The 21,882-nt window shown below is 59.0% G+C and carries 26 protein-coding genes; 17 read left to right on the top strand and 9 right to left on the bottom strand.

All coding sequences use genetic code 11. From position 1 onward, the window contains the following. Nucleotides 1-189: 189 nt before the first annotated feature. Both ACIOU6_RS18345 and ACIOU6_RS18350 read right to left on the bottom strand, forming a co-directional pair. The gene (locus tag ACIOU6_RS18345) at nucleotides 190-1,410 is read right to left on the bottom strand and encodes a CaiB/BaiF CoA-transferase family protein (RefSeq protein WP_221732328.1); all 1,221 of its coding nucleotides are present in this window, start codon (nucleotides 1,408-1,410) and stop codon (nucleotides 190-192) included. Nucleotides 1,411-1,423: 13 nt separating this feature from the next. Then, nucleotides 1,424-2,605, bottom strand: a complete 1,182-nt coding sequence (locus ACIOU6_RS18350) for an acyl-CoA dehydrogenase (protein ID WP_186531476.1) — start codon at nucleotides 2,603-2,605, stop codon at nucleotides 1,424-1,426. 157 nt (nucleotides 2,606-2,762) lie between these two features. Between ACIOU6_RS18350 and ACIOU6_RS18355 the strand changes: the two genes are divergently transcribed. The 11 genes from ACIOU6_RS18355 (at nucleotide 2,763) to ACIOU6_RS18405 (ending at nucleotide 12,875) form a co-directional block, all read left to right on the top strand. Then, the gene (locus tag ACIOU6_RS18355; protein WP_221732327.1) at nucleotides 2,763-3,662 is read left to right on the top strand and encodes a LysR family transcriptional regulator; all 900 of its coding nucleotides are present in this window, start codon (nucleotides 2,763-2,765) and stop codon (nucleotides 3,660-3,662) included. Nucleotides 3,663-4,096: 434 nt separating this feature from the next. Further along, nucleotides 4,097-5,218: a Re/Si-specific NAD(P)(+) transhydrogenase subunit alpha gene (locus ACIOU6_RS18360; protein ID WP_401138556.1), complete on the top strand. Its 1,122-nt coding sequence runs from the start codon at nucleotides 4,097-4,099 to the stop codon at nucleotides 5,216-5,218. Between the two features lie 15 nt (nucleotides 5,219-5,233). Then, nucleotides 5,234-5,554, top strand: a complete 321-nt coding sequence (locus tag ACIOU6_RS18365; RefSeq protein ID WP_003220416.1) for an NAD(P) transhydrogenase subunit alpha — start codon at nucleotides 5,234-5,236, stop codon at nucleotides 5,552-5,554. Next, on the top strand, nucleotides 5,554-6,987 hold the full coding sequence (locus tag ACIOU6_RS18370; protein WP_221732325.1) for an NAD(P)(+) transhydrogenase (Re/Si-specific) subunit beta: 1,434 nt from the start codon (nucleotides 5,554-5,556) through the stop codon (nucleotides 6,985-6,987). The genes ACIOU6_RS18365 and ACIOU6_RS18370 overlap by 1 nt, the downstream gene beginning before the upstream one ends. A 214-nt stretch (nucleotides 6,988-7,201) precedes the next feature. Then, a complete protein-coding gene (locus ACIOU6_RS18375) occupies nucleotides 7,202-8,695 on the top strand; it encodes an acetyl-CoA hydrolase/transferase family protein (protein WP_401138558.1) in 1,494 nt (497 codons plus the stop codon). Between the two features lie 321 nt (nucleotides 8,696-9,016). Next, complete coding sequence (locus ACIOU6_RS18380) at nucleotides 9,017-9,232, top strand: DUF1127 domain-containing protein (protein WP_003220409.1); 216 nt, start codon at nucleotides 9,017-9,019, stop codon at nucleotides 9,230-9,232. Between the two features lie 258 nt (nucleotides 9,233-9,490). Further along, complete coding sequence (locus tag ACIOU6_RS18385) at nucleotides 9,491-9,700, top strand: DUF1127 domain-containing protein (protein ID WP_401138560.1); 210 nt, start codon at nucleotides 9,491-9,493, stop codon at nucleotides 9,698-9,700. A gap of 134 nt (nucleotides 9,701-9,834) precedes the next feature. Continuing rightward, the gene (locus tag ACIOU6_RS18390; protein ID WP_221732322.1) at nucleotides 9,835-10,152 is read left to right on the top strand and encodes a DUF2388 domain-containing protein; all 318 of its coding nucleotides are present in this window, start codon (nucleotides 9,835-9,837) and stop codon (nucleotides 10,150-10,152) included. A gap of 108 nt (nucleotides 10,153-10,260) precedes the next feature. After that, complete coding sequence (locus tag ACIOU6_RS18395; RefSeq protein ID WP_221732321.1) at nucleotides 10,261-10,569, top strand: DUF2388 domain-containing protein; 309 nt, start codon at nucleotides 10,261-10,263, stop codon at nucleotides 10,567-10,569. Between the two features lie 27 nt (nucleotides 10,570-10,596). Continuing rightward, complete coding sequence (locus ACIOU6_RS18400) at nucleotides 10,597-10,917, top strand: DUF2388 domain-containing protein (protein ID WP_221732320.1); 321 nt, start codon at nucleotides 10,597-10,599, stop codon at nucleotides 10,915-10,917. Continuing rightward, the gene (locus ACIOU6_RS18405; protein WP_401138563.1) at nucleotides 10,914-12,875 is read left to right on the top strand and encodes a DUF4105 domain-containing protein; all 1,962 of its coding nucleotides are present in this window, start codon (nucleotides 10,914-10,916) and stop codon (nucleotides 12,873-12,875) included. The genes ACIOU6_RS18400 and ACIOU6_RS18405 overlap by 4 nt, the downstream gene beginning before the upstream one ends. Nucleotides 12,876-12,922: 47 nt before the next feature. On the opposite strand, the gene ACIOU6_RS18410 is transcribed toward ACIOU6_RS18405, so the two are convergent. The 3 genes from ACIOU6_RS18410 to trpB form a co-directional block, all read right to left on the bottom strand. After that, nucleotides 12,923-13,375 (bottom strand): anti-virulence regulator CigR family protein, encoded by a 453-nt coding sequence (locus ACIOU6_RS18410; RefSeq protein ID WP_221732318.1) that lies wholly within the window; start codon nucleotides 13,373-13,375, stop codon nucleotides 12,923-12,925. Between the two features lie 121 nt (nucleotides 13,376-13,496). After that, a complete protein-coding gene (gene trpA, locus ACIOU6_RS18415; RefSeq protein ID WP_221732317.1) occupies nucleotides 13,497-14,309 on the bottom strand; it encodes a tryptophan synthase subunit alpha in 813 nt (270 codons plus the stop codon). Further along, a complete protein-coding gene (gene trpB, locus ACIOU6_RS18420; RefSeq protein ID WP_221732316.1) occupies nucleotides 14,309-15,541 on the bottom strand; it encodes a tryptophan synthase subunit beta in 1,233 nt (410 codons plus the stop codon). Before trpB ends, trpA begins: the two co-directional genes overlap by 1 nt. Before the next feature lie 107 nt (nucleotides 15,542-15,648). On the opposite strand from trpB, the gene ACIOU6_RS18425 reads away from it, so the two are divergent. Further along, nucleotides 15,649-16,566, top strand: coding sequence for a LysR family transcriptional regulator (locus ACIOU6_RS18425; protein ID WP_221732315.1), 918 nt, complete (start codon nucleotides 15,649-15,651; stop codon nucleotides 16,564-16,566). Here the strand turns inward: ACIOU6_RS18425 and ACIOU6_RS18430 are convergent. Next, nucleotides 16,539-16,865, bottom strand: a complete 327-nt coding sequence (locus ACIOU6_RS18430; protein ID WP_221732314.1) for a YqjD family protein — start codon at nucleotides 16,863-16,865, stop codon at nucleotides 16,539-16,541. The two genes, ACIOU6_RS18425 and ACIOU6_RS18430, sit on opposite strands and share 28 nt — an antisense overlap. Before the next feature lie 156 nt (nucleotides 16,866-17,021). Between ACIOU6_RS18430 and ACIOU6_RS18435 the strand changes: the two genes are divergently transcribed. Next, nucleotides 17,022-17,237 carry a dodecin gene (locus tag ACIOU6_RS18435; protein WP_221732313.1) on the top strand — a complete coding sequence of 72 codons (216 nt, stop codon included), beginning with the start codon at nucleotides 17,022-17,024 and terminating at the stop codon, nucleotides 17,235-17,237. A gap of 127 nt (nucleotides 17,238-17,364) precedes the next feature. After that, on the top strand, nucleotides 17,365-17,589 hold the full coding sequence (locus tag ACIOU6_RS18440; RefSeq protein WP_401138566.1) for a DUF1161 domain-containing protein: 225 nt from the start codon (nucleotides 17,365-17,367) through the stop codon (nucleotides 17,587-17,589). 84 nt (nucleotides 17,590-17,673) lie between these two features. Here ACIOU6_RS18440 and ACIOU6_RS18445 read toward each other — a convergent pair whose 3' ends face one another. Further along, the gene (locus tag ACIOU6_RS18445) at nucleotides 17,674-18,675 is read right to left on the bottom strand and encodes an LLM class flavin-dependent oxidoreductase (protein ID WP_221732311.1); all 1,002 of its coding nucleotides are present in this window, start codon (nucleotides 18,673-18,675) and stop codon (nucleotides 17,674-17,676) included. Nucleotides 18,676-18,913: 238 nt separating this feature from the next. Here ACIOU6_RS18445 and ACIOU6_RS18450 point away from each other — a divergent pair, with 238 nt between their 5' ends. Continuing rightward, entirely contained in the window at nucleotides 18,914-19,345 is a 432-nt protein-coding gene (locus ACIOU6_RS18450) for an OsmC family protein (protein WP_221732310.1), read from the top strand. A gap of 243 nt (nucleotides 19,346-19,588) precedes the next feature. Next, nucleotides 19,589-19,828: a DUF1161 domain-containing protein gene (locus ACIOU6_RS18455; RefSeq protein WP_221732309.1), complete on the top strand. Its 240-nt coding sequence runs from the start codon at nucleotides 19,589-19,591 to the stop codon at nucleotides 19,826-19,828. Between the two features lie 6 nt (nucleotides 19,829-19,834). Here ACIOU6_RS18455 and ACIOU6_RS18460 read toward each other — a convergent pair whose 3' ends face one another. Together ACIOU6_RS18460 and ACIOU6_RS18465 are read right to left on the bottom strand one after the other, a co-directional pair. Continuing rightward, nucleotides 19,835-20,254 (bottom strand): hypothetical protein, encoded by a 420-nt coding sequence (locus ACIOU6_RS18460; protein ID WP_221732308.1) that lies wholly within the window; start codon nucleotides 20,252-20,254, stop codon nucleotides 19,835-19,837. A 40-nt stretch (nucleotides 20,255-20,294) separates the two neighbouring features. Further along, a complete protein-coding gene (locus ACIOU6_RS18465) occupies nucleotides 20,295-20,717 on the bottom strand; it encodes a hypothetical protein (protein ID WP_221732307.1) in 423 nt (140 codons plus the stop codon). Nucleotides 20,718-20,775: 58 nt separating this feature from the next. Between ACIOU6_RS18465 and ACIOU6_RS18470 the strand changes: the two genes are divergently transcribed. Continuing rightward, nucleotides 20,776-21,852 (top strand): aminopeptidase, encoded by a 1,077-nt coding sequence (locus tag ACIOU6_RS18470; protein WP_221732306.1) that lies wholly within the window; start codon nucleotides 20,776-20,778, stop codon nucleotides 21,850-21,852. The last annotated feature ends 30 nt before the right edge of the window (nucleotides 21,853-21,882 follow it).

Here is a 21,882-nt window from a genome sequence, read left to right on the forward strand (position 1 = left end):
ATAACTCATTGAATCTCAAGGAGTTTTTCGTTTCGACTGCGCCGGAAGTGGGGCGAATTATAGGCTTCCAGAATCTGCCGTCAACCGTTAATTTCGCTTTTCTATCAATCACTTGCAGATCGGTTAAAAAACATCCAGATCCGCCTCTAACCAGGATCGAAACACCATTCCTCTATATAGAAGAAATGGTCAGAGCACCCCCTCCTCCTTCAGCGTAGCAACCGCTCCCGCCTCCAAACCCAATACCCGCTGTAATACCTCCAGCGTGTGCTCACCCAATAAAGGAGGCGCTCGGCGATACTCGACCGGGGTCTGCGACATCCGAATAGGGCTCGCCACCTGGGGTACCATCCCTGCCAACGCGTGCGGCAACTCAATCGCCAACCCCCGCGCCTTCACTTGCGGATCATCAAATACCTGCGACAGATCGTTGATCGGCCCACACGGCACACCCGCCAGCTCCAACTGGGCCACCCATTCAGCCGTAGTCTTGAACACCGTCGCCTGTCGGATGAGGGGAATCAGCACCGCCCGGTTCGCCACCCGCAGCTTATTAGTAGCGAATCGCGGATCATCAGCCCACTGCGGCTGCCCCGCCACTTCCGCGAATTTGCGGAACTGACCGTCATTACCCACGGTAAGAATGAAATCACCATCAGCCGTCGGGAAGTCCTGATAAGGCACGATGTTGGGATGCGCATTGCCAAGACGCTTAGGCGCATTGCCAGTGGTCAGGTAGTTCATCGCCTGGTTAGCCAGGCAGGCAACCTGCACATCCAGCAATGCCATATCGATATGCTGTCCACCACCATCGTGATCTCGATGAGCCAGTGCCGCAAGGATCGCCACGGTCGAATAGAGACCGGTCAAAATATCCGTCAACGCCACACCAACCTTCACCGGTCCAGCGCCCTCATCACCCTCAGGCCGGCCAGTCAGGCTCATCAGCCCGCCCAGCCCCTGGATCATGAAGTCATAGCCCGCACGCTTGGCATAGGGACCGGTCTGACCGAACCCGGTGATCGAGCAATAGATCAGATCCGGATTGATCGCCTTCAGCGACTCGTAATCCAATCCATAAGCCGCCAGGCCACCGACTTTGAAGTTCTCGATCAGGATGTCCGACTTGGCTGCCAACTCCCGTACAAGCTTCTGCCCTTCGGGACGCGTGAAGTCGATGGTCACCGATTGCTTGTTGCGGTTAGCCGACAGGTAGTAAGCCGCCTCTGACGTGTTCTCGCCATAGGCGTCTTTAAGGAAGGGCGGCCCCCAGGCGCGAGTGTCGTCACCATTGCCCGGGCGCTCGACCTTGATCACCTCGGCGCCAAGGTCGGCGAGGATCTGCCCGGCCCACGGTCCGGCCAATACTCGCGATAAATCCAGTACCCGCAGATGCGACAGCGCGCCCATGGTCGCTCTCCTATTAATAGAACGCCTGCAGACCGGTTTGCGCACGTCCGAGGATCAGCGCGTGAACGTCGTGGGTTCCTTCATAGGTATTCACCACTTCCAGGTTGACCAGATGACGGGCCACGCCGAATTCATCGGAGATACCATTGCCGCCCAGCATGTCGCGAGCCATACGGGCGATATCCAGTGACTTGCCGCACGAGTTGCGCTTCATGATCGAAGTGATCTCAACCGCCGCAGTGCCCTCATCCTTCATACGACCCAGACGCAGGCAGCCTTGCAGCGCCAGAGTGATCTCGGTCTGCATGTCGGCGAGCTTCTTCTGGATCAACTGAGTAGCGGCCAATGGGCGACCGAACTGGTGGCGATCCAAGGTGTATTGGCGGGCGGTGTGCCAGCAGAACTCAGCAGCACCCAGCGCCCCCCAGGAGATGCCATAACGTGCGGAGTTGAGGCAAGTGAACGGACCTTTCAAACCGCGCACGTCCGGGAAGATGTTTTCTTGCGGCACGAATACGTTGTCCATCACGATCTCACCGGTGATCGAAGCACGCAGGCCGACCTTGCCGTGAATCGCCGGTGCGCTCAGACCTTTCCAGCCTTTCTCCAGCACGAAGCCACGGATGTCGCCAGCATCGTCCTTGGCCCACACCACGAACACGTCGGCGATCGGGCTGTTGGTGATCCACATCTTCGCGCCGGTCAGGCTGTAACCGCCGTCGACCTTGCGAGCCCGGGTAATCATCGCGCCCGGGTCGGAACCGTGGTTCGGCTCGGTCAGACCGAAGCAGCCGATCCATTCGCCGGACGCCAGTTTTGGCAGGTATTTCTGTTTCTGCGCTTCGGTGCCGAATTCGTTGATCGGCACCATCACCAGCGAGGACTGCACGCTCATCATCGAGCGATAGCCGGAATCGACACGCTCCACTTCACGGGCAATCAAGCCGTAGCTGACATAGTTGAGGCCGCTGCCACCGTATTGCTCTGGGATGGTTGCGCCCAACAGGCCGACCTCGCCCATCTCGCGGAAGATCGCCGGGTCAGTCTTCTCATGGCGGAAGGCTTCGAGGACACGCGGTGCGAGGCTCTGTTGAGCGAACTGCTCGGCGGTGTCGCGGATCATGCGCTCTTCTTCGGTGAGCTGTTGATCCAGCAGCAGGGGATCGATCCAGTTGAAGCTAGCTTTACCGCCCATGAGTGTGTCCTCGCAAATCGGTGAATTAACGTGGCATTGATCCTAGGCGCGGTTCGTCGTCACGGCAAACGAGGATTTCGCATTCTGTTGTGCTAATTTCTCACTCCGAAACGTCGCTGAATGCCTTTTATGCGGCGCATTAGTGAGGTTGATGTACATGCGCAGAAAGATCCCCAGCACAACTGCCCTGATCAGCTTCGAGGCCGCCGCTCGCCATGAGAGCTTTACCAAGGCTGCCGAAGAGCTTTCCCTCACACAGGGGGCCATTTGCCGACAGATCGCCAGCCTTGAGGAGTTCCTTAGCGTGGAACTGTTCCGACGCTCGCGACGCGGAGTGAAGCTGACCGAGGCGGGACTTTCCTACAGCCGCCGCGTGGCGACCCAACTCGATGCGGTTGAACGGGACACGCTGTCGGTGATGGGCCAACAGGGGACCAACGTGATCGAGTTGGCGGTGGTGCCGACCTTCGGCACGCAATGGCTGTTGCCACGACTGAAGGACTTCCAGTTCAAGCATCCCGAAGTGACCGTCAACCTGACCAACCGCACCCGGCCGTTCCTGTTTGCCGACACCGAGTTCGACGCCGCGATCTACTTCGGCGACGCGGATTGGTCGGGTACCGAATCCCACAGGTTGATGGGCGAGAATCCGATGCCGGTGTGCAGCCCCGCCCTACTCGGCAACAAGACACACCTGACAGCCCAAGAAATCGCCGATCTACCTTTACTGCAGCAAACCACTCGTCCCTATGCCTGGCGACAGTGGTTCAACTCCCAGCACTTGAATATCCCTCGCGACATGACGGGGCCACGCTACGAGCTATTCTCCATGCTCGCCCAAGCGGCCATGCACGACATGGGCATCGCGCTGATTCCGCCCTTCCTGATTCAGCGGGAATTGAGGGAGAAGCGCTTGGTGATTGCCAACCCGCAGGCCCTGTCCAGCATCAAAGCTTATTACCTGATGATTCCGGAGCGAAAGGTCGAATCAGCGTCTCTCAAGGCATTTCGCGATTGGCTGGTGAATCAGGCGAATAGCTACAGCCTTGAAGGATAAAGGCTCTCCGCCGTAGCTGACCTCGTAGTCAACAAATCAAAAGCGCTACAGATGTAAGTATTTGTCGCATTTTCACAGACTGTATCCGAAAGTCGTACAGACGTCCCAAAAGCGCCTGAAAACGTGGCTTTGAGCCTCCATGCACGACTCATTACGGCCTATTCACGTCGCCGATGAGAAATTTTTTCAAATTCAGCCAGAATCCTTGCAAGGCAAGGCCTGCAAGGGATTCAACCGGCCATCTGCGACATTCGGTCACGGGATGACTTGTAGTTAATTTTCCGTCACCCGTCATAATCCCTTGAAGGGCATAAAGTTCGCCTGCAAAATGCCGCGCCCCGCCCTGATTTGGCGGGATCGTGCTGATCGGCCGCCCCAGTCGCACCATCCGCAGTGCCTGGGTTTACTCAATAAGATCACGCAGGAGATTTGACGTGCACATTGGTGTTCCTCTCGAAACCCAGACCGGTGAAACACGGGTTGCTGCAACCCCTGAAACCATTAAGAAGCTGATCGGCCAAGGTCATAAGGTCACTGTGCAAACCGGCGCCGGCGTTAAAGCCAGTGTTGTCGACAGTGCTTATGAAGCGGCGGGCGCAACGATTGGCAGTGCCAACGATGCGTTTGGCGCCGAGCTGATTCTCAAAGTGGTCGCCCCAAGCGACGCCGAACTGACGCTGATCAAGCGCGGCACGGTGCTGGTTGGCATGCTCAACCCGTTCAATAACGACACCATCGCCAAAATGGCCGAGTGCGGGATTACCGCGTTTGCCCTGGAAGCGGCGCCGCGCACCTCTCGGGCGCAGAGTCTCGATGTGTTGTCGTCCCAGGCGAACATTGCCGGCTATAAAGCCGTGTTGCTGGCCGCTCATTACTATCCACGCTTCATGCCGATGCTGATGACCGCTGCGGGCACCGTGAAAGCGGCGCGCGTGCTGATCCTCGGCGCAGGTGTGGCCGGGTTGCAGGCGATTGCTACGGCGAAACGTCTGGGTGCGGTGATCGAAGCGTCTGACGTGCGTCCGGCGGTGAAGGAACAAATCGAATCCCTCGGCGCCAAGTTCGTCGATGTTCCGTACGAGACCGATGAAGAGCGCGAGTGCGCCGTGGGTGTCGGCGGTTACGCGCGGCCGATGCCGGCGAGCTGGATGCAGCGCCAGGCCCAGGCCGTGCATGAACGCGCCAAGCAGGCTGACATCGTGATCACCACCGCGCTGATTCCGGGCCGCAAGGCGCCGACGCTGTTGAGTGCGGAGACCGTGGCGCAGATGAAACCAGGGTCGGTGGTCATTGACCTCGCGGCGGCTCAGGGTGGCAACTGCCCGCTGACCGTGGCCGATCAGGTCGTGATCGAGAACGGCGTGACCCTTTGCGGCCCGACCAATCTGGCCGGTGAAGTCGCCGCAGACGCTTCGGCGCTGTATGCGCGCAACCTGCTGGACTTCCTGAAACTGGTGTTCACCAAAGAAGGCCAGTTCGACGTCAACCTCGAAGACGATATCGTCGCCGCGTGCCTGATGTGCCGCGACGGCCAAGTCATCCGCAAAAACGCCTAAGCAGGGATTCAGACGATGGAAGAGCTTATCTCCCCCGGTATCTACAACCTGATCATCTTCGTGCTGGCGATTTATGTCGGTTACCACGTGGTCTGGAACGTTACGCCTGCGCTGCACACGCCATTGATGGCGGTGACTAACGCCATTTCAGCCATTGTGATCGTCGGTGCCATGCTCGCCGCTGCGCTGACCGTCACGCCGCTGGGCAAAACCATGGGCACCCTCGCCGTGGCGCTGGCCGCGGTCAATGTGTTCGGTGGCTTCCTGGTCACCCGCCGCATGCTTGAGATGTTCAAGAAGAAAGCCCCGAAAGCAAAAGAAGAGGCGCCGAAGTAATGAGCATGAATCTCGTCACGACGCTCTACCTGATCGCGTCGATCTGCTTCATACAGGCCCTCAAAGGCCTGTCGCACCCCACCACATCGCGGCGCGGCAACCTGTTTGGCATGCTTGGCATGGCGCTGGCCATCCTCACCACCGTCGGCCTCATCTATAAGCTGGGCGCTGAGCTGGCAACTGCCGGTATCGGCTACGTGATCGTCGGCCTGCTGATCGGCGGCACTGCCGGTTCGATCATGGCCAAGCGCGTTGAAATGACCAAAATGCCGGAACTGGTTGCGTTCATGCACAGCATGATCGGTCTGGCCGCGGTGTTCATCGCCATTGCCGCAGTGGTCGAGCCGCAGTCGCTGGGCATCGTTAAACACTTGGGCGACTCGATTCCGGCGGGCAATCGTCTGGAGTTGTTCCTCGGTGCAGCCATCGGTGCAATCACCTTCTCCGGTTCGGTGATCGCGTTCGGCAAGCTCTCGGGCAAGTACAAGTTCCGTCTGTTCCAGGGTGCACCGGTACAGTTTGCCGGTCAGCACAAGCTAAACGCCGTGTTGGGTCTGGCGACTCTGGGCCTCGGTGTGACGTTCATGCTCACCGGCAACCTCACAGCGTTCGCGCTGATGCTGGCACTGGCGTTCGTGATGGGTGTGCTGATCATCATCCCGATCGGCGGCGCCGACATGCCGGTGGTGGTGTCGATGCTCAACAGTTACTCAGGCTGGGCAGCGGCGGGTATCGGTTTCTCGCTGAACAACTCGATGCTGATCATCGCCGGTTCGCTGGTGGGTTCGAGCGGTGCAATCCTCTCGTACATCATGTGCAAGGCGATGAACCGTTCCTTCTTTAATGTATTGCTTGGCGGTTTCGGTAACACGGTTGACGCTGGCCCGGCCGGTGCGAAAGAAGCGCGTCCGGTGAAATCCGGCTCGGCAGATGACGCAACGTTCCTGCTGACCAACGCCGACACCGTGATCATCGTGCCGGGCTACGGTCTGGCGGTGGCCCGCGCGCAGCATGCTCTGAAAGAATTGACCGAGAAGCTGACACACCGTGGCGTGACTGTGAAGTACGCGATCCACCCGGTTGCCGGCCGTATGCCTGGCCACATGAACGTGCTGCTCGCCGAGGCCGAAGTGCCTTACGATCAGGTGTTCGAGATGGAAGACATTAACTCCGAGTTCGGTCAGGCCGACGTGGTGTTGGTACTCGGCGCCAACGACGTGGTCAACCCGGCCGCCAAGAACGATCCGAAGTCGCCGATTGCCGGCATGCCGATTCTCGAAGCGTTCAAGGCCAAGACCATCATCGTCAACAAGCGCTCGATGGCCAGCGGCTATGCCGGGCTGGACAACGAACTGTTCTACCTGGACAAGACCATGATGGTGTTCGGCGACGCGAAAAAAGTCATCGAAGACATGGTCAAAGCGGTCGAGTAACTCGCCGCTGCAATACCGAACGCCCCGACTTGTCGGGGCGTTTTTGTTTGTGCAAAACGTCGGACACTATGCCGCGTTGTTGCAGATCCGGTAACGGTGTTTTACTTCAAACCCGCTAAATAGACGCCTCTTTTGCGACCTTGGTAGCGGGACAGGCGCCTGGGAAATTCACTAGACTGCGCATCCTGCTACTCGCTTCCCGAGATAATAATCCATGTACCGTGACCGTATTCGCCTGCCTTCGTTGTTGGATAAAGTGATGAGCGCCGCCGACGCCGCCGCTCTGATTGAGGACGGCATGACCGTCGGCATGAGCGGATTCACCCGCGCCGGCGAAGCCAAAGCCGTCCCTCACGCGTTGGCCGAGCGAGCCAAGGTCACGCCGCTGAAGATCAGCCTGATGACCGGCGCGAGCCTGGGTAACGACCTCGACAAGCAACTGACCGAAGCCGGCGTACTCTCACGGCGCATGCCGTTTCAGGTCGACAGCACCTTGCGCAAGGCGATCAACGCCGGCCAAGTGATGTTCATTGACCAGCATCTATCGGAAACCGTCGAGCAACTGCGCAACCAGCAACTGAAGCTGCCGGACATCGCGGTGATCGAAGCCGTGGCGATCACTGAACAGGGCCACATCGTGCCGACCACCTCGGTGGGTAACTCAGCGAGCTTCGCGATTTTCGCCAAACAGGTCATCGTCGAGATCAACCTGGCGCACAACGCCAATCTCGAAGGTCTGCATGACATCTATATCCCGACGTATCGTCCGACGCGCACGCCAATTCCACTGGTGAAGGTCGACGACCGCATTGGCAGCACCGCGATTCCGATTCCGCCAGAGAAGATCGTTGCCATTGTCATCACCCAGCAAGCGGATTCGCCGTCGACCGTGTCGTCGCCGGATGCCGACACCAACGCCATTGCCGATCACCTGATCACCTTCTTCAAGCAGGAAGTCGATGCCGGGCGCATGACCAACAAGCTCGGCCCGCTGCAAGCCGGGATCGGCAACATCGCCAACGCGGTGATGTGCGGCCTGATCGACTCGCCGTTCGAAGAACTGACCATGTACTCCGAAGTGCTGCAGGATTCGACGTTCGACCTGATCGACGCCGGCAAGCTGAGCTTCGCCTCGGGCAGCTCGATCACCCTGTCCGAGCGACGCAACAGCGACGTGTTCGGCAATCTGGAGAAGTACAAGGACAAACTGGTGCTGCGTCCGCAGGAGATTTCCAACCATCCGGAAGTGGTGCGGCGTCTCGGGATCATCGGGATCAACACCGCGCTGGAGTTCGATATCTACGGCAACGTCAACTCTACCCATGTCTGCGGTACGCGGATGATGAACGGCATCGGTGGCTCCGGTGACTTCGCGCGCAACGCGCATCTGGCGGTGTTCGTGACCAAATCGATTGCCAAGGGTGGCGCGATTTCCAGCGTGGTGCCGATGGTCAGCCACGTCGACCATACTGAGCACGACGTTGACATTCTGGTGACCGAGGTGGGTCTGGCGGACCTGCGTGGGCTGGCCCCAAGAGAGCGCGCGCGGGTAATCATCGATAATTGTGTGCATCCGGACTTTCGTCAGGCGCTGGATGACTACTTCACCGCTGCCTGTGCAATCGGCGGTCACACCCCGCATATCCTGCGTGAAGCCTTGAGCTGGCACATTAACCTGGAAGAAACCGGACGCATGCTGGCGGTGTGATTCGCACAGATATTCCACCGACGCAAACACAGTTTGCGTCGGTGGATTTTTCAAAAGCGCTTTCTTTGCAAAAACTGTACTTCTGTACTGGTCATTTCCTACAGCATTTACCTACAAATACTCGCTCTCAGTGCGAAAATGCACCGAGTTAGTGCGGACAGGTACAGTTTGCTCAATTTTGACCCGTACACCCCCTTTAAACAGTTAACTGGTCACTCACAATACAGTTGAACTGTATCTAGAGAGACTAGGCAAACGAGAGGATCATGGGCACCAGTTAAACCACTACCTAATCCCGCCACAAGCGGAAGGATGTCAACCATGGAACGTACACTCAGTTCCGAACTGTTCTTCGAAGACAAAGCTGCAAAAACCCAGGCTTCCCTGCCTCTGCGCGTTATCGCCAACCTGATGTTGTGGCAGCGCCGCATCTCCAGCCGCCACCAACTGGCTCGTCTGGATTCGCGTCTGCTGGCTGACGCCGGTATCAGCGAAGCACAACGCTACGAAGAGCTGAGCAAGCCGTTCTGGCGCTAAGTAGCGTCGCTGGCTCTGGTCGTTAGACCCACCGCCAGCAACCCGAATTGAACAAACAAAACCCGTCGCGGGAAACCGCGACGGGTTTTGTCGTTTCAGGCGAGGAAAACATGCATTACAGGTGGCGGCTACAAACAACAGTACAGTTATAAGATTACCAAATCTGAACCAGTACAATTTAACGCTGGTGTATCTGCCCCGTTGCCTGCATCGGGTTCAACATGACTGTCCGACTTCGCCGGCAAAAAGGAATCAGTCATGAATGGCTTACAGGATGTTTCAGCAGTTTCTTTACAACCCGCCCTTCGCCGCAACCTCGTAAAACGCCTGTTGAGCCGCTTATGCCAAGGCCTTGAGCGAGCCAGGACGCGGCGTCTATTGACGCAACTGGATGGGCGGGATCTCGCGGATCTGGGTCTCAGCCACGCCGATCGGCTGAATGAACTGGAGAAACCCTTCTGGCGCTAGCATTCTGCCCACTGTGCGAACTTCGTCTGCAGGCCTAATATCCACGCAGAACGTGGCGAATGCTGTGCCATTGGCGTCTGACTCCTCAGATACCGAGCCACCTCTCAATACGGTTTATCCACAGGAGATACATCATGTCCCGTCTTCGCCTGCTCAGCGCTGCCGCCCTGCTGGCCGTGGCTGCCAACGCCAGCGCCTCCAGCTTCATCGTGACCACCGACGCCGTCGTTGGCGCGCTCAAATCTTCTTCCGACGCTACCTCCGATGCCACCTCGTCGTTGCGTGACAACAAAACAGTGCTCGCCGCCCGTGACGACGCGGCCAGCTTCGTTGCCAGCGAAGGCCAGATCCGTGGTGTGAAGCTGGAAAGCGCGCTGGATCTTATCCGCCATCAAGCGCCGCAGTTGAGCGCGACCGATGCACAACTGGCCCAAGCGATTCTTGCGATCTGAATCAGCGTGGCATGAAGGGACACGCCGGTCGTGTCCCGATGCTTTTGGCGCTGGCTCCGGCCCGGGCATTGCGCTAGCCTTGCGGCTCGCTAACAGTTACCGAGTCTTATGCACTTTCTTCAAAAACTGCTTATCCCTTCCGTATTGTTAACCGCCTGCTGGGTGACACCGGCCAATGCCTTCGATGTCTCCACGCAGAACACCGTAGTGAGCCTTTGGGCGACCGGCATGGTGTCTTCCGCGCCATTCGACCGTAAACTGGTGCTCGCCGCTCACGATGACGCGGCTGCGTTTGTTGCCACTGACGGTGAATTGCGAGGCGCTCGACTGGAATCAGCACTGCATTACCTGCGCAAAACCCGGCCGAAACTTCATGTAAGCGACCGTGAACTGGCGCAGGCAATTCTCGTCCAATAGCTATCCTTGTCCTTCCGGAGTCGTTCCATGCGTAGCCCGCTGATCGCTGCCACCCTTGGCCTGTTTTTGTTGGCCGACGTGGCCCAGGCGCACACCCTGGTAGCCACCAGTAACATCATCGTTCGTGCCTCCCAGCGCAGCATCGATTTCACGTCCGATACCACCACCTCGATTCGCGACTCGAAAATCATCCGCGAAGCTCACGACGATGCCGCCAGTTTTGTCGCCAGCAACGGTGATATCCGCGGCGCACACCTGGAAGCCGCGCTCAACACCTTGCGCACTCGCGTGCCGGAAGCTCGCGACGCCAGCGATCAGGTACTCGCCGAAGCCATCCTCGCACTGTGAAATCACTCGGCGCCTGGCTGCTGGCCGGGACGTTGTTGCTGCTTGGCAACAACGCCCACGCCGGCCTGCAATTGCGGCTCAAGACCGATGGTCTGACGCCCGCCCAACAACAGGCCAGCCAGACGCTGATAGATGAAGCCATGCGCGCGCTGCCGCCGAGCTTCATCGAGCGGCTGGACCGGCGCATCGACGTCGGCTGGACCGACGACATGCCCGGCAATGCCTACGGCCAGGCCACGCTGGTCGCCGAGCTCGATCTGAACCGCAAACTGCTCGACAGCCTCACAGATGGCAGTGCAGCGAAAGAAAAAACCAATCGCCCCCACGGCACTGTGCGCCAGGAACTGCTCGCCACGGTGCTGCACGAAATCACCCACATTTATGACCGCGCGCGTTTGTGGCCGAGCGCCGAACGTACGCTGATCCAGCGCTGCACCCGGCTTTTCAACAGCGCCGGGCTGATCGGTATTCCCGATGAGTGCCGTGGCCAGAACGGCCGCCGCTTCACCCTCAGTGATGACCCGCGCCTGCTCGACCTCGCCGGCTGGCAGCAATACGTCGGCCGTCGCGGCGAACGCGAGCAACACAACCGCCAGATCGCCCGTAGCCCGGATCTGTACGAGATCTCCAGTCCGAAAGAGTTCGTCGCGGTCAACATGGAGTATTTCCTCCTCGACCCGAGCTACGCCTGCCGCCGCCCGGCGCTGTACCGCTATTACAAGGAACACTTTGGCTGGGCGCCGCCTGCCAAGGACACTTGCAGCAAGAGTTTCGCGTTTCTCAATGCGGGCAACGACTTCGCCAAGCAGCCGCTAGGACAAGTCGATCCGGAGCGGGTGTACGCCGTCGACTACCTGCTCGCCGAGGCCAATCAGAACTGGGTCAGCCGTTGGGGCCACAGCATGTTGCGTCTGGTGATCTGCGCACCGGGTCGGCCACGTGGCCCGGATTGCCGGCTCGATCTGGACCAGCATCTGGTGCTGTCCTACCGCGCCTTCGTGGGCGATGTGCAACTGTCGAGTTGGGACGGCTTGGTCGGCAAATACCCCTCGCGGCTGTTCGTCTTGCCACTGGCGCAGGTCATCGATGAATACACCAAAACCGAGCTGCGCAGCCTTGCATCGGTGCCGCTGAACCTGTCACGCAGCGAGATTGAAGGCGTGGTCGAACACGCCGCCGAGATGCACTGGAGCTACGACGGCAACTACTTCTTCCTGTCCAACAACTGCGCGGTGGAAGGCCTGAAGCTGTTGCGCAGCGGCAGCAACAACGCTCAGCTCGTCGGTCTGGACAGCATCATGCCCAATGGTTTGCTGGAAGTGCTTAAAGGGCGCGGCCTCGCCGACACCAGTGTGCTGGACGATCCAAAAGAGGCCCTGCGCCTGGGCTATCGCTTCGACTCGTTCCGCGATCGCTATCAAGCGATGTTCGCTGTACTGAAGAAGCAATTACCGATCAAACAGAACAGCGTCGAGGAGTGGCTATCGTTGTCGGCCGAGGAACGCCGTCCGTGGTTTGATCGCGCCGACCTGCGCACCAGCGCCGCACTGCTGCTGTTGGAGCAGGCCAGTTTTCGTCGGCAACTGCTGCTGGCTCAGGACGAGGTCAAGCAGCGCTACCTCGGTGAACGCGAGCTGGATAACGGTGGGATGGACAAGGCCAACGCGACTTTGCAGGAAATCCTCGCCAACAGCGGCTTCCTCAGTCGTCCGGCAGAATTGCTCGATTCCAAGGGTTACGGTTTGCCGCAACCGAGCGAGTTCAGCCGACTGCAAGCGGAAAGCAGCCAGCGGCAAAAAAAGCTCTTGGCGCTTTCCGGCGATCTGGACACGGAGGTGCGCAAGCTGCTTGAACCCAAGCGTGCGGCCGAGATTGCCGCGAGCGAAGCCAACGTGAAACAGATTGGCGAGCATTTGCGCAAACTGCACAAAGCCTCGGGCGGGCTGGAGTTGCCCTGACGCGAAAGATCGCAGCCTGGGCTGCGATCTTTTTTATTGCCTGTGAATCAGTACAAAACCCCATCCAGAATTTCATAAATGATCCCGGTACCCACCGCGATCAGCACGATATCGCGCCCGGCCCGGCGCCATTCGTAACCTGGATAGACCGGTAAACGACCTAACGCACGACCCTCCAGGCGCTCACCGTAATAACCGTGGGGCAGCGGCCGGCCTCGTACCAGATGGATGCCCGGAGGCGGCGGTGCGCCGCGCACGAAGTAGCCATGGTTGTCGCGAATGGTCTGGCGTACCGGGCCGAAGTCGCGCGGCGGGCCACCTCGGTGGTTGTTCTGTGGGCCACGGTGATCGTTGCCGCGATTATCCCCACGGTTATCGTAATGGCCCTGCTGCGGGCCGCCGCGGTCGTGATCATCGCGCTGATCGGCGCTGGCCAGCAGCGGTGTCGCGCTGATCATCAGCACGCCCAGACTGGCAATCAGACGTTTCGGCATTTTCATGGGAGTTTCCTCACTGCACTAACAGCAAAAAGGGATTCAGAACGCGGTTCTGAATCCCTCGGTCTTGCTTGATTAGTCTGTGCCGCGAGGTGCTAATTCCTCTGTATCAGGAACTTTACCTTCAACTGACGCGGGCCTTACGCACGCCTTCAGCCAGCGCCGAGCACAGGCTCAGCACGCCGTCGATCGCCTGATCGGGCGTCGTGGCATTGGCAATGTGATCGATCAGCGCCGACCCCACGACAACACCGTCTGCCAGACGCGCAATGGCCGCCGCTTGTTCCGGCGTACGAATGCCGAAACCGACGCTGATCGGCAGATCCGTGTGGCGGCGCAGGCGAGTGACCGCCTCTTCGACGTGTTCCAGCGTCGCGGCACCGGCACCGGTGACACCGGCCACCGAGACGTAGTAAACAAATCCGGAACTGCCGTTAAGCACCTTCGGCAGACGCGCGTCATCCGTGGTCGGAGTCGTCAGACGGATGAAGTCCAGACCGGCAGCCTGGGCCGGGTCGCACAGCTCTTCGTTGTGCTCCGGTGGCATGTCGACCACGATCAGACCGTCGACGCCTGCCTCTTTCGCGTCGGCAATGAAGTTCGGCACGCCATACATGTGGATCGGGTTGAAGTAGCCCATCAGCACCAACGGCGTGTCGCTGTTGCCTTCACGGAATTCGCGAACCATTTGCAGGGTTTTCGCCAGATTCTGCCTGGCACCCAGCGCACGGATGTTGGCCAGTTGGATGGCCGGGCCGTCAGCCATCGGATCGGTGAACGGCATGCCCAATTCGATCACATCGGCACCGGCTTTCGGCAGGCCTTTGAGGATCGCCAGCGAGGTGTCGTAGTCCGGGTCACCGGCGGTGACGAAGGTCACCAGCGCAGCGCGATTGTGTTCCTTGAGTTCAGCAAAACGGGTTTGCAGGCGGCTCATCAGTGTTTCTCCTGCTGCGACTGTTCCATATGGTGCATCACGGTCTGCATGTCTTTGTCGCCACGACCGGAGAGGTTGACCACCATCAGGTGATCCTTCGGCAGCTTCGGTGCGCGTTTGAACACTTCAGCCAGGGCATGAGCGCTTTCCAGGGCAGGAATGATCCCTTCCAGGCGGCAGCATTTGTGGAACGCGGCGAGGGCTTCATCGTCAGTCACCGAGGTGTACTGCACGCGGCCGATGTCATGCAACCAGGCATGTTCCGGACCGATGCCCGGATAGTCGAGACCGGCGGAAATCGAGTGCGCGTCAATGATCTGGCCGTCGTCGTCCTGCAGCAGGAAGGTACGGTTGCCGTGCAATACACCCGGTACGCCGCCGTTGAGGCTGGCCGCATGCTTGCCGGTTTCGATGCCGTAACCGGCCGCTTCAACACCGATGATTTCAACGCTCTTGTCGTCGAGGAACGGGTGAAACAGGCCCATGGCATTGGAGCCGCCGCCGATGCAGGCCACCAGGCTATCCGGCAGGCGACCTTCCTGGGCTTGCAGTTGGTCGCGGGTTTCCTTGCCGATTACGGCCTGGAAGTCGCGAACCATCGCGGGATACGGGTGCGGCCCGGCCACGGTGCCGATCAGGTAGAAAGTGCTGTCGACATTGGTCACCCAGTCACGCAGGGCTTCGTTCATCGCGTCCTTCAGGGTGCCGGTGCCGGCGACCACCGGGATCACTTCGGCGCCCAGCAACTTCATGCGGAACACGTTGGCCTGCTGACGTTCGATGTCAGTGGTGCCCATGTAAATCACACAGTCCAGACCGAAGCGCGCAGCCACGGTGGCAGTTGCCACGCCGTGCATGCCGGCGCCGGTCTCGGCGATGATGCGTTTTTTGCCCATGCGCCGCGCCAGCAGGATCTGGCCGATGCAGTTGTTGATCTTGTGCGCACCAGTGTGGTTCAGCTCTTCACGCTTGAGGTAGATCTTGGCGCCACCGCAGAACTCGGTCAGACGCTCGGCGAAGTACAGCGGGCTCGGACGTCCGACGTAATCGCGCTGGAAGTAGGCCAATTCTTCTTTGAATGCAGGATCTTCCTTGGCCGTTTCGTATTCGCGGGCCAGATCGAGGATCAACGGCATCAGGGTTTCGGCGACGTAGCGGCCACCGAACGAGCCGAACAGGCCGTTGGCGTCAGGGCCGTTACGCAGATCGGCGTGGTGCGAAGTCTGGGTCATGGTTTGCTCCAGGGGGTCAAAAGACAATGACGACCACTCTACCCCTGACCTTCTATGCTGAAAACCGATAAGATCGCCGCAACCTGTCAGGAAAACTCACAGATACCATGAGCCATGACCTTCCTCCGCTGAACGCTTTGCGCGCCTTCGAAGCCACCGCACGCCTGAACAGCGTCAGTCAGGCGGCCGAACAACTGCACGTCACCCATGGTGCGGTCAGTCGTCAGCTCAAGGTGCTGGAAGAGCACCTAGGCCTCAGCCTGTTCATCAAGGATGGACGCGGCTTGAAACTCACAGATGCAGGCGTGCGTCTACGCGACGCCAGCGCTGAAGCGTTTGATCGGTTGCGCAGTGTTTGCACCGAATTAACCCAAAGCACGGCCGACGCGCCATTTGTGCTCGGTTGTTCCGGAAGCCTGCTGGCGCGCTGGTTTATTCCACGCTTGGGACGACTGAATGCCGACCTGCCGGATTTACGCCTGCATCTGTCGGCCGGTGAGGGCGATCTTGACCCTCGACGTCCCGGACTCGATGCTTTGCTGTTGTTCGCCGAGCCACCATGGCCGGCGGACATGCAGGTGTATGAATTAGCTGCCGAGCGCATCGGCCCGGTGATGAGCCCACTATTCAGCGGCTATCAACGCCTGCAAAGGGCATCTGCCAAGGCTTTGCTCGATGAGCCAGTGCTGCACACCACATCGCGCCCGCAAGCCTGGCCGAGCTGGGCACAGCAAAACCACCTCGACGCCAAGGCGTTGAAGCTCGGGCAAGGTTTCGAGCATTTGTATTACTTACTGGAGGCCGCAGTGGCAGGTCTTGGCGTGGCAATCGCGCCGGAGCCGCTGGTGGCTGAAGACTTGAGGGCCGGTCGCCTGGTTGCGCCATGGGGCTTCTGTGAAACCCCGGCGCAACTGGCGTTGTGGCTACCCAAACGCGCCGCAGACGGGCGCGCCCGGCAACTGGCGCAATGGCTCAAAAACGAGCTGCGCCAGCCGGATCATTCGCCGCGCTTGAACAGCAAGTAGGCCGCGAGCAGGCCCATTGCACCGACCGCCACACCGGCAGTTGTCCACGGATGTTCCTGAGCGTAATCACGGGTGGCGAGCCCGGTCTCGCGGGTTTTCACTTTGACTTCTTCATAGGCATCGCTGAGCAGGTGGCGCGAGTGTTTCAGCGCACTTTCGGCGTTGCTTTTGAGCGCCTTGAGGGTCTTGCGCGACTCGTCCGAAGCGTCGTCTTTGAGGCTTTCCAACGATTTGAGCAGACTCTCGATCTCGGCTTCCATGCTTTGCAACGAGGCTTTACGTAAAGAGGTGTTGGCCATGGTGGCTCTCCTGCATTGGTGATGAGTGGCGTGTGTTGATTGGGACTTCAGCGGTTTGAGAAAGTGCAGAAAATCTGAACTTCGCTTGCGTGTAGCCGCCGAAATCAACAGTGCAATTCACTGCTAGTCTCAAATCCACACGCCTAGGAGATCGTCATGAGTGACCATCACACGTACAAGAAAGTCGAGCTGGTCGGTTCTTCCACCAACAGCATTGAAGAGGCCATCAACAACGCGCTGGCCGAAGCGAACAAAAGCATCAAGCATCTTGAGTGGTTCGAAGTGATCGAAACCCGCGGTCACATCAAGGACGGCAAGGCCGCGCACTTTCAAGTGACGCTCAAAGTCGGCTTCCGGATCGCCAGTAGCTGAGTTGGGTCTACACTTCTGAACTTGCGCGCTGGCCGAGTGCCATAGGAATGGCAAAGCGCTACAGGGTGAGCGCATCGGGCCAATGCTCCGATGCCCGCCTCTATTAATCCGACCAGGAGTGCGACCGATGAAGAAGTTCATATTGGCAGTAGGTTTGTTGAGCCTTGCCGGTGGTGCGTTTGCTGCCGGCAAGCCTTGTGACGAGCTCAAGAGCGAGATTGCGGCGAAGCTGGATGCCAAGGGGGTTGCCGGGTATTCGCTGGAGATCGTCGATAAGGGTGCGGCGGCTGGCGGCGATGTGGTCGGCAGTTGTGAAGGCGGCACCAAGGAAATCGTCTACAAGCGCGGTTGATCGTGCCTGAAATGCAAAAAGCCGACGCTCATGCGTCGGCTTTTTTGTGGTCAACACGTTTCCAATGGGGGACGGTGCACCGTCTCAGCCCTTCATCACCTGCGCCAGCAACTCGTAGGAATGCAGACGATCAGCATGCTCGTACAGATCGCAGGTGAAAATCAGCTCATCGGCCTGCGTCTGCTCAACCAGCATTTCCAGTTTGGCGCGGATCTTCTGCGGGCTGCCGACCATTGCCAGACCGAGGAAATCGCCCACAGCCTCGCGCTCGTGGGGCAGCCACAGCCCGTCCATGGTTTTCACGGGAGGGCGCTGAACCAGACTTTGCCCACGCATCAGCGCAAGAATGCGCTGGTACACCGAGGTCGCCAGGTAATCCGCTTGCTCATCGGTATCAGCGGCCACCAGCGGCACACCGAGCATCACATACGGCTTGTCGAGCACTGCCGACGGTTTGAAGTGATTGCGGTAGACGCGGATCGCCTCATGCATCAAGCGCGGTGCGAAATGTGAGGCGAAGGCGTAGGGCAAACCGCGCTCGCCGGCCAGTTGTGCACTGAACAGGCTGGAACCAAGGAGCCAGATCGGCACATGGGTGCCGGTGCCGGGCATCGCGATGACTCGTTGCTCCGGGGTGCGCGGGCCGAGGAAGCGCGCCAACTCGGCAACATCTTCGGGGAAATCGTCGGCGCTGCCGGAGCGCTCGCGGCGCAGGGCACGGGCAGTCATTTGATCGGAGCCGGGCGCGCGGCCCAGCCCCAAGTCGATCCGCCCCGGATACAGGCTTTCCAGCGTGCCGAACTGCTCGGCGATCACTAGCGGTGCGTGGTTGGGCAGCATGACGCCGCCGGAGCCGACGCGGATGGTCGACGTACCACCGGCCAGATAACCGAGCAGCACTGAAGTGGCGGAACTGGCGATGCCGTCCATGTTGTGGTGTTCAGCCACCCAGAACCGCGTATAGCCGAGTTTCTCGACATGCTGCGCCAGGTTCAGCGAGTTGCGCAGCGATTGCGCGGGGCTGCCGTTCTCGCGCACTGGCACCAGATCGAGGGTAGAAAATTTTACGTCTGAGAGTTGCTTCATAAACCTGCTTCTCCGAGTGAGGAGGCAGGTTTTTCTTGCGAACGAAAACCTGCCGAATCATAAGCGTGTTTTGTGCAATGAGGGCATATACCCGAGTTTCAATAGCAGAACGAAAAATCCTACTAAAAAAGTCAACGATTCAGACGAGCTGAACTTTGTCCCGGCGTCTATCCTCAGAAGCCTTGCAAGCAAAATTCATAACGGCGCGGTGTTCCGCGCCCGATCTTGAGGAGGCAGCATGGCTATCGTTAAGAAAGCATCCGCACATTGGGCAGGTGATCTGAAAACCGGTATCGGCTCGATTTCTACTGAAACCGGCGTCCTCAGAGAAGCACCCTACGGTTTCAAGGCCCGTTTCGAAGGCGGTAAGGGCACCAACCCGGAAGAACTGATCGGCGCCGCACATGCCGGTTGTTTCTCCATGGCGTTTTCGATGATTCTCGGCGATGCAGGCCTGAAGGCCGACAGCATCGACACCGACGCTGAAGTCACCCTCGACCAGGTCGATGGCGGTTTTGCGATCACGGCGGTGAAGCTGATTCTCAAGGCGAAGATCCCGGGAGCCAGTCAGGCGCAGTTTGAAGAACTGAGCAACAAGGCCAAGGAAGGGTGCCCGGTGTCCAAGGTACTCAATGCGAAGATCACCCTTGAGGCATCGCTGGTCGCATAAGCAGGCGTTGGCTGAGCCGACGTCTTCGCGAGCAAGCCCGCTCCCACAACAGATCTTGTGAACACCAAAGATCCTCTGTGGGAGCGGGCTTGCTCGCGAAGGCGACCTGAAAATCCCCACGAAGCCTGAGCCGATTAACAAGACCTGTGAGCGAAGTCAGAACTCGCTGAGCGATAGTATGGTCGAATAAATGACAGCAGCTTCAGCGCACATCCGTGCGCGCTGCCTCAGGGAGCTTCAATCATGAAACGTATTGGCTTGGCGATTCTTTGCAGTGCACTGGCCACCTCGGCTCTTGCCGCACCCAAAGACTGTGAAGAATTGAAGAACGAGATCGAAATCAAAATCCAGGCGAATGCCGTGCCCTCCTACACGCTGGAAATCGTCAGCAAGGAAGAGGCCGCAAAACACGACATCGCCATGGTCGTAGGCTCGTGTGAAAACGGCACCAAAGCGATCATCTATCAGAAAAACGACAGTTGAAGTCGATCAAGGCACGCAGTTGACCTGCCGTTCTTCGGCAACGATCTGCCCTTGGTGATTGATCAACCGGGCGCTTGGCGTAAATGCCAGTGACCTGGCTTCAAGACGATAACGTTGCCCGGCCTCGAAATGATCGTAACGCACGGTCAGGTAACACAGCCGCTCCTGCGGATCGGTGTTCATGCTCATGCCACCGCCGAACACCTCGAAATCAAAGCGAACCGTCAACTCGTGACTGCCCGGCGTGACCTGGAAAAACCGTCCGTCCGGCATTCTCTGTTTGTCCAGCCGTTCCGCCATCAGCACTTTGCCGCCAGGGGTGGGCATGGCGAAGTCGACCCAGGCCTTACCAGGGTCAGCCGCTGGCATCGGGCTCTGGCAGCCGGCAACCACACTTGCAGCAAGCAACAACGTCAACCTGCGCATGATCAATGTCCTTTGGATGGGACATTGAGCATAGCGCCGATCAAGTCTTCTGACAGCCCGCCGGAGTGCCCTGCCCCACAACCTTGCGCTGCTCGTCATAGAGCTTGGCCCAAGGTCGGAAACCGATACTGCCGGCCTGCAATTGATAACGCTGGCCGGCGTTGAAACCGTTGAATTTCACGTTCAACTGGCAATCGCGCCAGAGCGGCTCGGCGTCGGGACCAATATTGGTGGCCTCCACCGGAAACTGATAACGCACCGTCAGCTCATGACTGCCGGGCTGCACCTCGAAATAGCGTCTGTCGATGGCAGCCTTGCGGTCGACTTGCAGCGCTTGCAGTGCCGTGTCCTGCTGCCGGGCATTCAGATCGATCCAGGCCTGCGAGGGGTCAGGATCCGGCACTCCAAATCCGGCACATCCGGCCAGCGTCAGCAGGCCTCCTGTCAGCATCAACATACGCATAGCGCAGCTCCAATGGGCGGGATAGTCTTGCGGGCAGACTTTCCAGGGGTTTCTTATTTTGATCAGGCCGCTTTCAAGCCATCGGTTACTTGATCGCGTTTTTCGGATTTTGTTTCCGGGTGTGATGTTTTTGTTGCTCAACGGTTGCGCCAGCGTCAGCTACTACGGCCAGTTGGCCAGCGGTCAATGGCAATTGCTGCGGGCCCGCGAGCCGGTGGCCGAGGTAATTGCCGACCCAAGCCGCGACGTAAAGTTACGCGCACACTTGGCGCAGTCACAAAAGGCCCGCACCTTCGCCAGCCAGCACTTGCACCTTCCGGATAACCAGAGCTATCGCCTGTACGCCGACATTGGAAGGCCGTTTGTGGTGTGGAATGTGTTCGCCACCCAAGAGTTTTCGCTGACCCCGCAAAACCACTGTTTCCCGATTGCCGGATGCGTGGCCTATCGCGGTTACTACAGCCAGAGCGCGGCCCGGGGCGAAGCCGCGATCCAACGCCTGCAGGGCATGGACGTGTCGATCGGCGGCGTCGAGGCGTACTCCACGCTGGGCTGGTTCAACGACCCGATCCTCAATTCGATGATGGGTTGGGGCGACGAGCGGTTGGCCACACTGATTTTTCATGAGTTGGCCCATCAGCGCTTCTATGTGAAGGACGACACCGAGTTCAACGAGTCCTTCGCCACGTTCGTCGAGCAGGAAGGCACCCGGCAATGGCGGGCGTTTCGCGGATTGCCAGCGGATAACGACTCAAAACTCAAACAGCGTGACCAGTTCATTGCACTGGTGCTCGATACCCGTTCACGTCTGGAAAAGCTCTACGCCCAGTCATTGCCGGCCGAGCAGATGCGTGAGCGCAAAGCGGCGCAGTTCGAACAGTTTCGCCGGGATTACCGGGTGATGCGGGATAGTCAGTGGGCCGGGGACAAGCGCTTTGACGCCTGGGTCTATGCGCCGCTGAACAATGCGCGGCTGTTGCCGTTTGGACTGTACGACCAGTGGGTGCCGGCGTTTGCTGCGCTGTTCAGGCAGGAGGGAGGGGATTGGGTGAGGTTTTATTCAGAGGTCGAGAGGCTGGGGAATTTACCGGTACTCGAGCGTAAGGCGGCATTGAAAACGCTGGCAGATTCTTGATTTCTGGCTGGCTGAACGGGCCTATTCGCG

The sequence above is a fragment of the Pseudomonas sp. NPDC087615 genome, assembly GCF_044743445.1.
GTDB classification, from domain to species: Bacteria; Pseudomonadota; Gammaproteobacteria; order Pseudomonadales; family Pseudomonadaceae; genus Aquipseudomonas; species Aquipseudomonas baetica_A.

Bases quoted from the DNA above. Each gene is read 5' to 3' on its own strand.
- ACIOU6_RS18345 (WP_221732328.1), bottom strand. From the start codon at position 1,410: ATGGGCGCGCTGTCGCATCTGCGGGTACTGGATTTATCGCGAGTATTG.
- ACIOU6_RS18350 (WP_186531476.1), bottom strand. From the start codon at position 2,605: ATGGGCGGTAAAGCTAGCTTCAACTGGATCGATCCCCTGCTGCTGGAT.
- ACIOU6_RS18355 (WP_221732327.1), top strand. From the start codon at position 2,763: ATGCGCAGAAAGATCCCCAGCACAACTGCCCTGATCAGCTTCGAGGCC.
- ACIOU6_RS18365 (WP_003220416.1), top strand. From the start codon at position 5,234: ATGGAAGAGCTTATCTCCCCCGGTATCTACAACCTGATCATCTTCGTG.
- ACIOU6_RS18370 (WP_221732325.1), top strand. From the start codon at position 5,554: ATGAGCATGAATCTCGTCACGACGCTCTACCTGATCGCGTCGATCTGC.
- ACIOU6_RS18375 (WP_401138558.1), top strand. From the start codon at position 7,202: ATGTACCGTGACCGTATTCGCCTGCCTTCGTTGTTGGATAAAGTGATG.
- ACIOU6_RS18380 (WP_003220409.1), top strand. From the start codon at position 9,017: ATGGAACGTACACTCAGTTCCGAACTGTTCTTCGAAGACAAAGCTGCA.
- ACIOU6_RS18385 (WP_401138560.1), top strand. From the start codon at position 9,491: ATGAATGGCTTACAGGATGTTTCAGCAGTTTCTTTACAACCCGCCCTT.
- ACIOU6_RS18390 (WP_221732322.1), top strand. From the start codon at position 9,835: ATGTCCCGTCTTCGCCTGCTCAGCGCTGCCGCCCTGCTGGCCGTGGCT.
- ACIOU6_RS18395 (WP_221732321.1), top strand. From the start codon at position 10,261: ATGCACTTTCTTCAAAAACTGCTTATCCCTTCCGTATTGTTAACCGCC.
- ACIOU6_RS18400 (WP_221732320.1), top strand. From the start codon at position 10,597: ATGCGTAGCCCGCTGATCGCTGCCACCCTTGGCCTGTTTTTGTTGGCC.
- ACIOU6_RS18410 (WP_221732318.1), bottom strand. From the start codon at position 13,375: ATGAAAATGCCGAAACGTCTGATTGCCAGTCTGGGCGTGCTGATGATC.
- trpA (WP_221732317.1), bottom strand. From the start codon at position 14,309: ATGAGCCGCCTGCAAACCCGTTTTGCTGAACTCAAGGAACACAATCGC.
- trpB (WP_221732316.1), bottom strand. From the start codon at position 15,541: ATGACCCAGACTTCGCACCACGCCGATCTGCGTAACGGCCCTGACGCC.
- ACIOU6_RS18425 (WP_221732315.1), top strand. From the start codon at position 15,649: ATGAGCCATGACCTTCCTCCGCTGAACGCTTTGCGCGCCTTCGAAGCC.
- ACIOU6_RS18430 (WP_221732314.1), bottom strand. From the start codon at position 16,865: ATGGCCAACACCTCTTTACGTAAAGCCTCGTTGCAAAGCATGGAAGCC.
- ACIOU6_RS18435 (WP_221732313.1), top strand. From the start codon at position 17,022: ATGAGTGACCATCACACGTACAAGAAAGTCGAGCTGGTCGGTTCTTCC.
- ACIOU6_RS18440 (WP_401138566.1), top strand. From the start codon at position 17,365: ATGAAGAAGTTCATATTGGCAGTAGGTTTGTTGAGCCTTGCCGGTGGT.
- ACIOU6_RS18445 (WP_221732311.1), bottom strand. From the start codon at position 18,675: ATGAAGCAACTCTCAGACGTAAAATTTTCTACCCTCGATCTGGTGCCA.
- ACIOU6_RS18450 (WP_221732310.1), top strand. From the start codon at position 18,914: ATGGCTATCGTTAAGAAAGCATCCGCACATTGGGCAGGTGATCTGAAA.
- ACIOU6_RS18455 (WP_221732309.1), top strand. From the start codon at position 19,589: ATGAAACGTATTGGCTTGGCGATTCTTTGCAGTGCACTGGCCACCTCG.
- ACIOU6_RS18460 (WP_221732308.1), bottom strand. From the start codon at position 20,254: ATGCGCAGGTTGACGTTGTTGCTTGCTGCAAGTGTGGTTGCCGGCTGC.
- ACIOU6_RS18465 (WP_221732307.1), bottom strand. From the start codon at position 20,717: ATGCGTATGTTGATGCTGACAGGAGGCCTGCTGACGCTGGCCGGATGT.